At 31.3% G+C, this 12,585-nt stretch carries 14 protein-coding genes and 1 other RNA gene; 12 read left to right on the top strand and 3 right to left on the bottom strand.

Annotation, left to right across the window (positions count from 1 at the left end):
• Positions 1 to 41 precede the first annotated feature (41 nt).
• On the bottom strand, positions 42 to 998 hold the full coding sequence (locus CW731_RS06040; protein WP_100945872.1) for a glycosyltransferase family 2 protein: 957 nt from the start codon (positions 996 to 998) through the stop codon (positions 42 to 44).
• 65 nt (positions 999 to 1,063) lie between these two features.
• A complete protein-coding gene (locus tag CW731_RS06035) occupies positions 1,064 to 1,585 on the bottom strand; it encodes a DUF4199 domain-containing protein (RefSeq protein WP_100945871.1) in 522 nt (173 codons plus the stop codon).
• A gap of 176 nt (positions 1,586 to 1,761) precedes the next feature.
• On the opposite strand from CW731_RS06035, the gene ffs reads away from it, so the two are divergent.
• The 5 genes from ffs (at position 1,762) to CW731_RS06010 (ending at position 6,141) form a co-directional block, all read left to right on the top strand.
• Positions 1,762 to 1,860: signal recognition particle sRNA small type (ffs, locus tag CW731_RS06030), an RNA gene on the top strand.
• A gap of 159 nt (positions 1,861 to 2,019) precedes the next feature.
• The gene (locus CW731_RS06025) at positions 2,020 to 2,823 is read left to right on the top strand and encodes an SDR family oxidoreductase (RefSeq protein ID WP_100945870.1); all 804 of its coding nucleotides are present in this window, start codon (positions 2,020 to 2,022) and stop codon (positions 2,821 to 2,823) included.
• A gap of 232 nt (positions 2,824 to 3,055) precedes the next feature.
• Entirely contained in the window at positions 3,056 to 3,709 is a 654-nt protein-coding gene (gene fsa / locus CW731_RS06020) for a fructose-6-phosphate aldolase (protein ID WP_100945869.1), read from the top strand.
• Between the two features lie 279 nt (positions 3,710 to 3,988).
• Positions 3,989 to 5,647, top strand: coding sequence for a 2-succinyl-5-enolpyruvyl-6-hydroxy-3-cyclohexene-1-carboxylic-acid synthase (gene menD / locus CW731_RS06015; RefSeq protein WP_100945868.1), 1,659 nt, complete (start codon positions 3,989 to 3,991; stop codon positions 5,645 to 5,647).
• A complete protein-coding gene (locus CW731_RS06010) occupies positions 5,647 to 6,141 on the top strand; it encodes a DNA-binding protein (RefSeq protein WP_100945867.1) in 495 nt (164 codons plus the stop codon). Before menD ends, CW731_RS06010 begins: the two co-directional genes overlap by 1 nt.
• Positions 6,142 to 6,209: 68 nt before the next feature.
• Here the strand turns inward: CW731_RS06010 and CW731_RS06005 are convergent, their stop codons facing one another.
• Complete coding sequence (locus CW731_RS06005; protein WP_232734736.1) at positions 6,210 to 7,370, bottom strand: alpha/beta hydrolase-fold protein; 1,161 nt, start codon at positions 7,368 to 7,370, stop codon at positions 6,210 to 6,212.
• Positions 7,371 to 7,436: 66 nt separating this feature from the next.
• On the opposite strand from CW731_RS06005, the gene CW731_RS06000 reads away from it, so the two are divergent.
• The 7 genes from CW731_RS06000 to ftsY all read left to right on the top strand — a co-directional run bounded on the left by CW731_RS06000 (position 7,437) and on the right by ftsY (position 12,192).
• The gene (locus CW731_RS06000) at positions 7,437 to 8,276 is read left to right on the top strand and encodes a 1,4-dihydroxy-2-naphthoyl-CoA synthase (protein ID WP_100945865.1); all 840 of its coding nucleotides are present in this window, start codon (positions 7,437 to 7,439) and stop codon (positions 8,274 to 8,276) included.
• 82 nt (positions 8,277 to 8,358) lie between these two features.
• On the top strand, positions 8,359 to 8,967 hold the full coding sequence (locus tag CW731_RS05995) for a fumarylacetoacetate hydrolase family protein (protein WP_100945864.1): 609 nt from the start codon (positions 8,359 to 8,361) through the stop codon (positions 8,965 to 8,967).
• A gap of 57 nt (positions 8,968 to 9,024) precedes the next feature.
• On the top strand, positions 9,025 to 10,266 hold the full coding sequence (locus CW731_RS05990; protein WP_100945863.1) for a competence/damage-inducible protein A: 1,242 nt from the start codon (positions 9,025 to 9,027) through the stop codon (positions 10,264 to 10,266).
• A gap of 89 nt (positions 10,267 to 10,355) precedes the next feature.
• Positions 10,356 to 10,595, top strand: a complete 240-nt coding sequence (gene rpmB, locus CW731_RS05985) for a 50S ribosomal protein L28 (protein WP_100945862.1) — start codon at positions 10,356 to 10,358, stop codon at positions 10,593 to 10,595.
• Between the two features lie 27 nt (positions 10,596 to 10,622).
• Complete coding sequence (gene rpmG, locus CW731_RS05980) at positions 10,623 to 10,805, top strand: 50S ribosomal protein L33 (RefSeq protein ID WP_077809620.1); 183 nt, start codon at positions 10,623 to 10,625, stop codon at positions 10,803 to 10,805.
• Positions 10,806 to 10,857: 52 nt separating this feature from the next.
• The gene (locus CW731_RS05975) at positions 10,858 to 11,010 is read left to right on the top strand and encodes a DUF4295 domain-containing protein (protein ID WP_100945861.1); all 153 of its coding nucleotides are present in this window, start codon (positions 10,858 to 10,860) and stop codon (positions 11,008 to 11,010) included.
• Between the two features lie 228 nt (positions 11,011 to 11,238).
• On the top strand, positions 11,239 to 12,192 hold the full coding sequence (gene ftsY / locus CW731_RS05970; protein WP_100945860.1) for a signal recognition particle-docking protein FtsY: 954 nt from the start codon (positions 11,239 to 11,241) through the stop codon (positions 12,190 to 12,192).
• Positions 12,193 to 12,585 lie beyond the last annotated feature (393 nt).

The raw sequence follows: 12,585 nt of genomic DNA, 5'->3' as shown, positions 1-12,585 counted from the left end.
TTAATTGAATAAGTTATGGTCATAAAATGCAAATATACATTTTAGAAATTGAGTTTTTCTTTAACAGAATAGTGTTTTTCGTTACTTTTGGTCTTAATTATTAATTCGCCAATAAAACCTGCTAAAAACAATAAAGTTCCTAAAATCATAGAGGTCAATGCAATAAAAAACCACGGATTGTCTGTAACTAGAATTGTTTTAATGCCATTGTAAAGTTTATAAATCTTTAGAAGGCCGATATAAAATGCAGATGTTGTTCCGAATAAAAACATAATTGTTCCCCAAAGACCAAAAAAATGCATGGGTCTTTTTCCAAATTTGGATAAGAAAGAGATGGTAATTAAATCTAAAAAACCATTTACAAAACGGTCCATACCAAATTTTGTGACTCCGTATTTTCTAGCTTGGTGCTGTACTACTTTTTCTCCAATTTTATTAAAACCTTCATTTTTAGCTAAAACAGGAATGTATCTATGCATTTCTCCGCTAACTTTTACGGTTTTAATAACAATGTTTTTGTAGGCTTTTAAACCACAGTTAAAATCGTGTAATTTTAATCCTGAAGTTTTTCTGGCAGCAGCATTAAATAATTTAGAAGGAATGTTTTTTGTTACAACATTGTCATATCGTTTCTTTTTCCAACCAGAAATAAGGTCGAAATCCTCTTTAATGATTAGGTCGTATAGTTCTGGTATTTCGTCTGGATTGTCTTGTAAGTCGGCATCCATGGTAATAACAACGTCGCCTTTTGCGAGTTCGAAACCAGCATCTAAAGCTTGCGATTTTCCAAAGTTTCTTTGAAAACGAATTCCTTTTACAGCGTTGTTTTCTGAGGATAATTTTTCGATAACATTCCAAGAAGTATCTGTACTTCCGTCATCAATAAAAATTATTTCATATAAATAACGATTGGATTGCATAACTTTTGCAATCCAATCGTGTAATTCTTGTAAAGATTCTTCTTCGTTAAGAAGTGGTATAACTACCGAAATATCCATAAGTTGATATTAAGTTTAATTTTTTAAGTTCATTTTTAGAACTTATAGAATCTAAAAGTATTGTATTAGTATGTTTCTTCTTCAGATTTTTTCATAATTGCAGCAGCAATCGCAGCAACTACAAAGCCTCCAATAGCATAACTAATAATGCCTAAAGCAGCTAGTAAAAATGGTCCTTGAAAAGCTTTACCCATTTGATTTGCAGCTTCAACCTGTTCTTCAGACATTCCTTGATCTAAAAAAGCCTGATTTTGAATGTCCATCATTTGTTGCATAAAGTCTGGTTCAATAAAATTTGTAAAAAGGTAATTGTAAATTACCAAAATTAAACCACCAACTATAGCGACTCCTACACCAACTTTAACACCTTGTCCCCAAGAAAGAAAACCATTGTTTGCTGCCTTATATTGTTTAATTCCGTATATAATTGTTCCAATAAAAATTATAGCATTAATAACAGAAGCAGACCAGTGAGGTTTTAAATGATTACCAGTTGCGTACAATACCAGCGCAAAAATCACACTTGCTACACCTAATATAACACCATTGTTTACGATAAAACCTTTACTATTTACTTGATTTTCCATTTTTTAAAATTTAGTTAGTTGTACAAATATATTCATTTCATTGAGATAGTCTTATTTTTTAATTTTTTTTTGATGAATGATCTCAACAATAGATTAGTATTCAGTAATTTAAAAATGTTACAAAAAAAACTGTAAATTTTTAATTGCCATAAGGAAAATCTGTTGTAAATTTGCCTCGGCAAGTCCTACACAACTAGCTCCCTTTGAATCCTCCAGGGCGGGAACGCAGCAAAGGTATTAGGTTGTAGCGGTGTGATGTAGGTAGCTTGCCATTTTTTATTTCTTCTATTTAATTCTAAATCTCTTCAGAATTTTTCTTTTTTATAATAGTTATTAACTTTCTCGTTTTTAGTTTCCTTCATTTACTTTTAAGATATTTGCACCAAATATTCAATTTGTAGAATGTTTTTTAATTTTCAATCATTTACTATTTTATGTCTAAAGTTGTGTTAATTACTGGAGCTTCCTCTGGAATAGGGAAATCTATTGCTACGTTTTTATCTGAAAAAGGATATAAAGTATATGGAACAAGTAGAAATCCTAAAAATCTTGAAACTTTTTCTTTTGAACTAATTGCTTTAGATGTTTTAAAAGTTGATACAATTGCTACTGCTGTAGATTTTATTGTTAAAAAAGAAGGAAGGTTAGATGTATTGGTAAACAATGCAGGAATGGGAATTACAGGGGCAATTGAAGATACGCCAACAGATGAAATGCGTGCTGTTTTTAATACCAATTTATTTGGTGCCATAGATGTAATGAAAGCTGTTTTGCCACAAATGCGTAAGCAAAAACATGGAATCATTATAAATGTAACTTCTATTGCTGGTTATATGGGCTTGCCTTTTAGAGGTTTGTATTCTGCCACAAAAGGAGCTTTAGAAACGGTTACAGAAGCAGCAAGTATGGAGGTAAAACCCTTCGGAATTAAGGTTATAAATGTTGCTCCTGGAGATTTTGCGACCAATATTGCAGCAGGAAGATATCACACACCTGTTTTTGAAAACTCTGCTTATAAAGAGAATTACCAAGCAAATTTAGATTTAATGGATGCGCATGTGAGTGGTGGAATGGATCCTATAGAGATGGCAAAAGCGGTTTATAAAGTTATAAATACGAAGAATCCTAAGATTCATTACAAAGTGGGTGGAACTTTAGATAAGTTTTCTGTTGTTTTAAAACGAATTTTGCCAGATACTTGGTTTGAAAAGATGTTAATGAATCATTATAAATTGTAAACAAGATTTTGTTTTAATGTTTATAAGTAGTCATAAAATACTTTTATTTCACTTCCTGAAATTATAAGCAAGTAACTATCTTTGCGTTAGGGATTGAAGCAGTTGTTTGAGCTCTTTTTTGTTTTTTTCTAACAAAAAAAGCGAGTGCGTAAAGCCCGCTCGAACGCCCAAATACTTCGACTCCGATTTAAATGACAATTATAATAACACAACTATATTAAAATAAACACAAATGAAATTTTTTATTGACACAGCAAATTTAGAGCAAATTAAAGAAGCGCAAGCTTTAGGTATTTTAGATGGTGTAACTACAAACCCGTCTTTAATGGCTAAAGAAGGAATTACTGGTGAAGTGAACATTATTAACCATTACAAAGAAATTTGTGAGTTGGTAGAAGGTGATGTTTCTGCAGAAGTAATTGCTACAGATTTTGACGGAATGGTAAAAGAAGGTGAAGCTTTGGCTGCTTTAAATCCGCAAATTGTGGTAAAATTACCAATGATAAAAGATGGTATAAAAGCGTGTAAATACTTTTCTTCTAAAGGAATTAAAACAAACGTAACGTTGGTGTTTTCTGCGGGTCAGGCTTTATTGGCAGCAAAAGCAGGTGCAACGTATGTTTCGCCGTTTATTGGTCGTTTAGATGATATTTCTACAGATGGTTTAAACTTAATTTCTGAGATTCGTTTAATTTATGATAATTACGGATTTGAAACGCAGATTTTAGCTGCTTCTGTGCGTCATACAATGCACATTATTGATTGTGCAAAATTAGGGTCTGATGTAATGACGGGGCCTTTAAGCGCAATCGAAGGTTTGTTAAGACACCCTTTAACAGATAGTGGTTTGGCTAAGTTTTTAGAAGATTACAAGAAAGGAAACTAGAAAATAGTTTTTAGTTGTTGGTTTTTAGTATGCACTTTTCACTTAAAATCAACAACTAAAATTTTAAATATAATTAGAAGCTATTTCCTGCTTTCGCTACTCGCTTTTTTTGCGAAAATGCAAAAAAGAGCTCAAACAAACCGCTCAATCAGGGCTAAGCTTGTTTAATAACTAATAGTTAAATAGAATGGTTTTTGCTTGTTTGTTTTTTGGTTAAGAGTGCTCACTAAAAACTAAAAACCAACAACTAAAAACTTTTAAATCTTAAAAGATTTAAAAATGTATCCAAAAAAAGAACTCGCACAAATTGTAATATCAGCCTGTTGTCAATTTAATATTGATACGGTTGTTATTTCTCCTGGTTCACGAAATGCTCCTTTAACAGTTGGTTTTTCGAACCACCCAGAGATTGAAACATTAAGCGTGGTAGATGAGCGTTGTGCTGCTTTTTTTGCATTAGGTATTGCGCAACAAACGCAAAAACCGGTTGCAATTGTGTGCACTTCTGGTTCTGCTTTGTTAAATTATTATCCTGCAATTGCAGAAGCTTTTTATAGTAACATTCCGTTAGTTGTAATTTCTGCAGACAGACCAAAACATTTAATTGATATTGGCGACGGACAAACGATTCGTCAAGAAAACGTGTTTGAAAATCATATTTTATTTTCTGCAAATTTGATTGAAAACGAGAAATACAAAACGCGAAACTCTCAATTAATAGGAGAAGCTTTGCAAATAGCAGTTTCACAAAAAGGACCTGTGCATATAAATGTTCCTTTTGATGAACCTTTGTATGAAACCGTTGAAGAATTAACTCCTTTTAATTTTCCGCATATTTCTTTAAGTTCTTTAGATAATTCTCATATAGATTATAATTATTTGTCTAAAATTTGGAATGCAGCCGAAAAGAAAATGATTCTTGTTGGTGTTAATTATCCTAATGAAGATTTACATCAATTAATGGATTTGTATGCGGATGATGAGTCTGTACTAATCTTAATAGAAACTACATCGAATTTACATCAACATAAAGCAATAGATTCTATAGATCAGTTAATTTTTTCTTTGGATGAGGATCAGTTTGAAGATTTAAAACCAGAAGTATTAATCACTTTTGGAGGCATGATTGTTTCTAAAAAAGTAAAACAATTTTTAAGAAAGTATCCACCAAAACACCATTGGAATATCGATGAAAAGAAAGCCGTAAATACGTTTTTTTGTTTGTCAGAATTTATTCAAATAAAACCGTTAGATTTCTTTTCGAAGTTTAATAGTACAATAATAAAAAGAGAAAGTAAGTATCAGCAAAAGTGGTTGCAGTTTCGTGATGAGAAACGAGTTAAACACGCTGCATATTTATCAACTACTAAACACTCAGACTTTAAAGTTTTTGAACAGATTATAGAAGGTGTTCCTAATCATAGTCAGTTACAAATTAGCAACAGTTCTATTATTAGATACGCGCAATTGTTTAGTATTCATAAAACAAATAATGTATTTTGTAATAGAGGTACAAGTGGAATTGATGGTAGTACAAGTACCGCTATTGGCGCAGCTCTTGCATCAGAAAAGCAGACTGTATTTATAACAGGAGATTTAAGTTTTTTCTACGACAGTAATGCGTTGTGGAACACCAATATTAAAAAGAATTTTAGAATTATAGTAATTAATAATTCTGGTGGTGGAATTTTTAAAATTATTCCAGGACCAGGAACTACAAATGCAGCTAAATATTTTGAGACTCCGCATAACTTAACAGCAGAACATTTATGTAAAATGTACGGCTTCGATTATTTAATAGCAAACACAACAGAAACAGTAACGGCACAGTTAAATGGTTTTTATGAAACATCAGAAAAACCAAAAATATTAGAAATCTTTACGCCAAGTGAAGAAAATGATTTAATTTTAAAGGAATATTTTAAATATATACAGTAATGGGTTTACAAGAGGATTTACGAGAAGGTGAAGATAATTTACAAGACGGAGAAGATAATTTGCAAGAAGGCGCAATGAACTTGAAAGAGGGAGAGAAAGTAAATTTAATAATTGAAACGGAAACAGGTTTAGGGTACACTGTTTTAATTAATGAAGAATTTGATGGTTTACTTTTTAGAAGTGAAGTTTTTCAGGAATTAGAAGAGAACATGGAGGTTGTTGGGTATGTTAAAAATATTCGTGAAGATGGGAAAATAGACGTTTCTTTAAGACCACAAGGTTTTAGAAATGTGATTGATTCTGATGTTGATAAAGTACTTGCTAGATTAAAAGATAGTAGAGAAGGTTTTATTTTAATTACTGATAAAAGCTCTCCAGATTCTATCCGTTTCCATATGAAAATGAGTAAGAAAGCATTTAAAAAAGCGGTTGGTAATTTGTACAAGCAAAAACTAATTGTAATTAAGGAAGATAGAATTGAGTTGGTAAAATAGTCTTCAGTAGGCATTATTTTAGTCAGTAACTTATGGAGATAATGCCTACTGAAATACTACCAATTAAATTAACGACCACCTAGTCTTAGTATATTTTCATAAAAGGCATCGGAATTTGGGTCTGCAGGATCCATTTTTCCGTATCCTATTTTATAGTAATACAGCGCTTTTTTAATGTTTTTACCTTCTTCATAATAGCGACCAATATAATAGTTACCTAAAGGAGAAGCGGGAAAAAGTTTTAAGATCATTTTACCAAAGTTTAATAATTGATCTCCGTTTTCTTTTTCAATAATTATCTTTTCGATTGCAAAAATATCTTGTTCTCTAATTCCTAAATTACTTCCGAATAAAAACTCGATATCTAAATATTTATTCTCTAAATAAGAAATAGCATCTAAAGGTGACAAGTCTTTTACCTTCTTATCAAACTCTTCTTTAGATATTGCCGAATAAATTTCAAAAACCTTTGTTAGCGCTCTAGGAATGGCTTCGCTAATTGCAGAAACGCTGCTTTTTGTCTGAATGGTGTCATTAATAACATTAAAGTTTTTAAGAGCCAAGTTAGAGAGTCCTTTTTGTAATTCACCAATTCTAGTTTGTTTTGCATCAGAAAGCATGGGTGAGTTATTTGTGTAAAAATAAAAAGTATTGTCTTCTTTCTCGAATCTTGGTAAATTATATGTTTGCATTTGTCCGCCTATAAAATCTGAAAAATTAGGATTTATACAGATGTAAGTGTTAATAAACGGAGTCTGCTCTCTTAGAAAATTTGTAATTAAGTTAGCTGAAGTTCCTTCACCAATAATAGAGATAAAGGGCGAAGTCTTATAATTACTTTCAATATCAAAAATGACTTCATTTTTTATAAACTGATAAAACTTCTCATTATCAGTTGTTAAATTTCCATTGTTTATATTGAAATAAGTATCTTTTTCTCTGGTTTTTGCCATTGTAACACCCACAATAATTTGTTTTGGCGCTTTATCTTTTGCGGCAAACAATACTGCATTTCCAACATATACATCAAACAAGTACTCCGCATCTAAAACAATTGCTAACGGGTAATTTCTCTTTTCCTTTTCATCATAACCTTCCGGAAGGTATATTTTTATTTCTCTTTTATCATCTACGTAATCAGATGATATTGTTTTATTTATAATTTTTTGTGAAAAACCACAAACTGAAAAAAATAAGAATAATAATGGAAGCGATTTTTGAATCATCATTTAGAATGTTTATTTTTGTAGATAAGAATATTTTGTTCTCTTTTATAACGTCTAAAATACAAAAATATGATACAACCCGAGTGGAAAACTGTTAAAGAATACGAAGATATTACCTATAAAAAATGTAATGGAGTTGCTAGAATAGCGTTTAACAGGCCTAATGTTAGAAATGCTTTTAGACCAAAAACAACTAAAGAATTATATGATGCTTTTTATGATGCTGGCGAAGATACATCGATAGGTGTTGTACTTCTTTCTGCAGAAGGACCAAGTACAAAAGATGGAGTGTATTCTTTCTGTTCTGGTGGAGACCAAAGAGCACGTGGTCATCAAGGGTATGTAGGTGAAGATGGGTATCACAGACTAAATATTTTAGAAGTGCAGCGATTAATTCGTTTTATGCCAAAAGCAGTAATTGCAGTTGTACCAGGTTGGGCAGTTGGTGGCGGACATAGTTTGCATGTTGTTTGCGATTTAACTTTGGCAAGTAAAGAGCACGCTATTTTTAAACAAACAGATGCAGATGTAACTTCTTTTGATGGTGGTTATGGCTCAGCATATTTGGCAAAAATGGTTGGACAAAAAAGAGCAAGAGAAATTTTCTTTTTAGGAAGAAATTATTCTGCACAAGAAGCGTATGATATGGGAATGGTAAATGCTGTTATTCCGCATGACGACCTAGAAAACACAGCTTACGAATGGGCACAAGAGATTTTAGAGAAATCGCCAACTTCTATAAAAATGCTAAAATTTGCCATGAATTTAACAGATGATGGTATGGTTGGTCAGCAGGTTTTTGCTGGGGAAGCAACGCGTTTGGCATATATGACAGACGAAGCAAAAGAAGGAAGAGATGCTTTTCTTGAAAAGAGAAAACCTAATTTCCCTAAAGTTTGGATACCATAATCAATTGATTAATTTTTAATTGTGAATTACGAATTGAAAGAAAATTAATTCGTAATTCTGAATTTATAATTCGTAATTATTTATGAAAATAATTTGTATTGGGCGCAATTACGCAAAACATATTGAAGAATTAGCAAACGAAAAACCAGAAAGTCCTGTTGTTTTTCTAAAGCCAGATTCAGCAATTCTACCAAGGAAAAATCCGTTCTTTATTCCTCCTTTTTCTAATGATGTTCATTATGAAGTAGAGGTTTTAATAAAAATTAATAAAGTAGGTAAACATATAGATGCAAAGTTTGCACATAAATATTATGATGAAATCGGACTAGGAATCGATTTTACAGCGAGAGATGTGCAAGCAAACTGCAAAGAAAAAGGCTTGCCCTGGGAAAAAGCCAAAGCATTTGATGGAAGTGCGGTTGTGGGTGAATTTTATCCGAAGGAAGACTTCGATTTAGAAAACTTACAATTTCAATTGTATAAGAATGATGAAATTGTTCAATATGGAAACACCAATGCAATGTTGTGGAAAACGGATGAATTGATCTCTTATGTTTCGCAATACTTCACCCTAAAAAAAGGAGATATTATTTTTACAGGAACACCAGCAGGAGTTGGTAAAGTTGTAGAAAATGATAACTTAAAAGGAGTTATCGCAGGTAAGGAAGCTTTTAATATTCGAGTGAAGTAAATTATTGAGACCTCACAGATTTTAAAAACTGTGAGAGCTGAAATTCTAAAAAAAACAATGAATGCAGAAATAATAACTATAGGAGATGAAATTCTTATCGGCCAAATTGTAGACACAAACTCACAGTGGATTGGCCAGCAATTAAATAAAATAGGAGTTTCAGTATATCAGATAACTTCTATTCAAGATGATAAGCAACATATTTTAAACGCACTAAAGGAAGCGCAAGAAAGAGTCGCTATTGTTATTATTACAGGAGGTTTAGGTCCCACAAAAGATGATATCACTAAGAAAACAATTTCAGAATTCTTTAATGATACCGAGCTTATAGAATATCCAGAAGTTGTAGCTCATATAAAAGGACTATTTCAAAAAATAAACCATCCGTTTAAAGAAATTCAACGTACGCAAGCACAATTGCCTTCAAAAGCGACCTTATTAATGAATAACTTAGGAACAGCACCAGGAATGTGGTTTTACGAAAACGAGACTGTCTTTGTGTCACTTCCAGGAGTTCCTTATGAAATGAAAGGTTTAATTACCAATGAAGTTTTACCAAGAATTCAAACACGATTTAAGTTGCCTTTCATTATTCATAAAACAATTATGACTTATGGGCAAGGAGAAAGTACCATTGCAGAAAGAATTGATGAGTTCGAAACTAATTTACCTACCTATATTAAATTGGCTTATTTGCCGTCTTTTGGTAAAGTTCGATTGCGTTTATCTGCCAAAGGAGAAAACAAAGAAGTGCTAGAAACAGCATTAAACGAAAAAATAACAGCAATTTATCAATTAATTCCAGAAATTATTACAGGTATAGATGACGATAGTTCTTTAGAAAAAAGGGTAGGAGAGTTACTAACCAAAAGGAACAAAACAATTGCTACAGCAGAAAGTTTAACTGGAGGCCAAATTGCAGCTAATCTGGTTTCGGTAGCAGGATCATCTGCATATTATAAAGGAAGTATAATTGCCTATTCAGCAGAAATGAAAAATAATTTGCTAGATGTTTCCTTAGAAACCATTAAAAAATATACCGTTGTAAGTAAAGAAGTAGCGTTGGAGATGGCAAGAGGAGTTAAACAGAAACTAGAAACAGATTATGCAATTGCAGTAACAGGAAATGCAGGCCCAACTACAGACAAAACGGACAAAAGTGTAGGTGTTGTTTACATTGCTTTTATTTCAGATGAAAAAGAAATTGTGCAAGAATTTAACTTTGGACAACCAAGAGAAAAGGTAATTAATAGAACGGTAAGTAAATCATTAGAAATTTTACAGAAAGAAATTCTTTAAAATATGTGCGAAATTGTTTTGTTCAGAATTAGATTTAGTTGTATATTTGCACCTCGTTTAGAGATAACACTATAAATACTGTCGAAAAGATGTCTAGAGTTTGTGAATTAACAGGTAAAAAAGCAATGGTTGGGAACAATGTTTCTCACGCTTTGAATAGAACAAAGAGAAAATTTGACGCTAATCTAATGACCAAGCGTTTTTTCATTCCAGAAGAAGATAAATGGATTACTTTAAAAGTATCTGCGTCTGCTTTAAAAAATATTAACAAGAAAGGAATTTCTGCAGTTATAAAAGAAGCGAGAGCTAACGGATTTTTAACTAAGTAAGTTCAAGCAGATTAAAATTATACAGAGATGGCAAAAAAAGGTAATAGAGTTCAAGTAATATTAGAATGTACAGAGCACAAAGCAACTGGTAAACCAGGTACTTCTAGATACATTACAACTAAGAACAAGAAGAATAGTCCTGATAGAATGGAGATTAAGAAATTTAACTCTATCTTAAACAAAATGACTGTTCACAAAGAAATTAAATAATTAATATATCTAGAACTCAGAACAGAGCACATAGATTAAAAACATTTAGACAATGGCAAAAAAAACAGTAGCATCGTTACAAACATCTTCAAAAAGGTTAAGTAAAGCTATCAAAATGGTAAAATCTCCAAAAACAGGAGCTTATACATTTGTAGAATCGATCATGCAACCAGAAAAAGTAAATGACTTTTTAGCTAAAAAGTAATATTTACTACATAAAATATTAAAAACTACTTTCTAATTTTAGAAAGTAGTTTTTTGTGTCTTATTATTACGTATTTTTGGGTGTTACCTTAAAAAGGTTACGCTTTCGGTAGTAGCTATAAAATTTTTTCTATAGCTAACACAAAAGAGATTTTTAAGTGACAATTTGACCAAACCCAACAAATGGCACGTTTTTTAACGTATCGTTTGTATCGTATAAAATATAAAAATGAGTTTTTTTAAAAAGATATTTTCAAAAGAAAAAAAAGAAACATTAGACAAAGGGTTAGAAAAAACCAAAACTAATTTTTTTGATAAACTTTCTAAAGCCGTTGCAGGGAAATCTAAAGTAGATGATGATGTTCTAGATAATTTAGAAGAGATTTTAGTAGCATCTGATGTTGGCGTAAAAACAACGTTAAAAATTATTACAAGGATAGAGGCAAGAGTTGCTAAAGACAAATATGTTGGTACAGACGAATTAAACAAAATTCTTAGAGAAGAAATAGCAAGTTTATTATCGGAAACGAATCTTGGTAATGAAACAGAATTTACAATACCAGAAAATAAAAAACCTTATGTTATAATGGTTGTTGGTGTTAATGGAGTTGGTAAAACAACTACAATAGGTAAATTAGCAAGTCAGTTTAAAAAACAAGGTTTAAAAGTAGTTTTAGGGGCTGCAGATACATTTAGAGCAGCAGCAATAGATCAATTACAAGTTTGGGCAGATAGAACAGATGTGCCAATTGTACGTCAAGAAATGGGGTCTGATCCTGCTTCTGTAGCATTTGATACCTTAACATCTGCAGTAAAACAAAATGCAGATGTTGTAATAATAGACACCGCTGGTAGATTACATAATAAAGTTAATTTAATGAATGAATTAACTAAAATTAAACGCGTAATGCAAAAGGTAGTTAAAGATGCACCACATGAAGTTTTATTGGTTTTAGATGGATCGACTGGGCAAAATGCATTTGAGCAAGCAAAACAGTTTACATTAGCAACAGAAGTTACTTCTTTGGCAGTTACTAAATTAGACGGTACTGCAAAAGGTGGTGTTGTAATTGGTATTTCAGATCAATTTAAAATACCTGTTAAATATATCGGAGTAGGAGAAGGAATTGACGATTTACAGGTTTTTAACAAACATGAATTTGTAGATTCTTTTTTTAATTAGAAAATAATTAAGCTATACAACATAAAAAAAACTCCTTAAAAGGAGTTTTTTTTATGTTCAAAAATCAGTATCACTGTATTGAAAGGTAGTTTTTTTTTTTTAAACATTTAAATACATAATATAAATTAGTGAAAAGATTGAAATGAAAATCTATAAACATAAAGCTATGAGTATTGGTTTTATTCCAGTTGATTTTAAATCTGTAATAGAAATTGTAGGCCTGCAAGAAACAATGTTCGTATTAATAACCTTTTAGAATAGACCACAATTTTATTTGTTATTAGAGTAGTAACTGCTTATAAATTTTGCTACTGTAAATAATGAAAATAAATAGGGATTTTTATTTTTTTACTTTTCGTTTTAAAAAGAAAAACTAAAAAAACTGATAAGGGA

Source organism: Polaribacter sp. ALD11, from assembly GCF_002831685.1.
In the GTDB taxonomy this organism is placed as follows: domain Bacteria; phylum Bacteroidota; class Bacteroidia; order Flavobacteriales; family Flavobacteriaceae; genus Polaribacter.
The sequence above is the reverse complement of the archived record's forward strand: the minus strand, read 5'-3'. Positions and strand labels throughout refer to the sequence as shown.

Bases quoted from the DNA above. Each gene is read 5' to 3' on its own strand.
- CW731_RS06040 (WP_100945872.1), bottom strand. From the start codon at position 998: ATGGATATTTCGGTAGTTATACCACTTCTTAACGAAGAAGAATCTTTA.
- CW731_RS06035 (WP_100945871.1), bottom strand. From the start codon at position 1,585: ATGGAAAATCAAGTAAATAGTAAAGGTTTTATCGTAAACAATGGTGTT.
- CW731_RS06025 (WP_100945870.1), top strand. From the start codon at position 2,020: ATGTCTAAAGTTGTGTTAATTACTGGAGCTTCCTCTGGAATAGGGAAA.
- fsa (WP_100945869.1), top strand. From the start codon at position 3,056: ATGAAATTTTTTATTGACACAGCAAATTTAGAGCAAATTAAAGAAGCG.
- menD (WP_100945868.1), top strand. From the start codon at position 3,989: ATGTATCCAAAAAAAGAACTCGCACAAATTGTAATATCAGCCTGTTGT.
- CW731_RS06010 (WP_100945867.1), top strand. From the start codon at position 5,647: ATGGGTTTACAAGAGGATTTACGAGAAGGTGAAGATAATTTACAAGAC.
- CW731_RS06005 (WP_232734736.1), bottom strand. From the start codon at position 7,370: ATGATGATTCAAAAATCGCTTCCATTATTATTCTTATTTTTTTCAGTT.
- CW731_RS06000 (WP_100945865.1), top strand. From the start codon at position 7,437: ATGATACAACCCGAGTGGAAAACTGTTAAAGAATACGAAGATATTACC.
- CW731_RS05995 (WP_100945864.1), top strand. From the start codon at position 8,359: ATGAAAATAATTTGTATTGGGCGCAATTACGCAAAACATATTGAAGAA.
- CW731_RS05990 (WP_100945863.1), top strand. From the start codon at position 9,025: ATGAATGCAGAAATAATAACTATAGGAGATGAAATTCTTATCGGCCAA.
- rpmB (WP_100945862.1), top strand. From the start codon at position 10,356: ATGTCTAGAGTTTGTGAATTAACAGGTAAAAAAGCAATGGTTGGGAAC.
- rpmG (WP_077809620.1), top strand. From the start codon at position 10,623: ATGGCAAAAAAAGGTAATAGAGTTCAAGTAATATTAGAATGTACAGAG.
- CW731_RS05975 (WP_100945861.1), top strand. From the start codon at position 10,858: ATGGCAAAAAAAACAGTAGCATCGTTACAAACATCTTCAAAAAGGTTA.
- ftsY (WP_100945860.1), top strand. From the start codon at position 11,239: ATGAGTTTTTTTAAAAAGATATTTTCAAAAGAAAAAAAAGAAACATTA.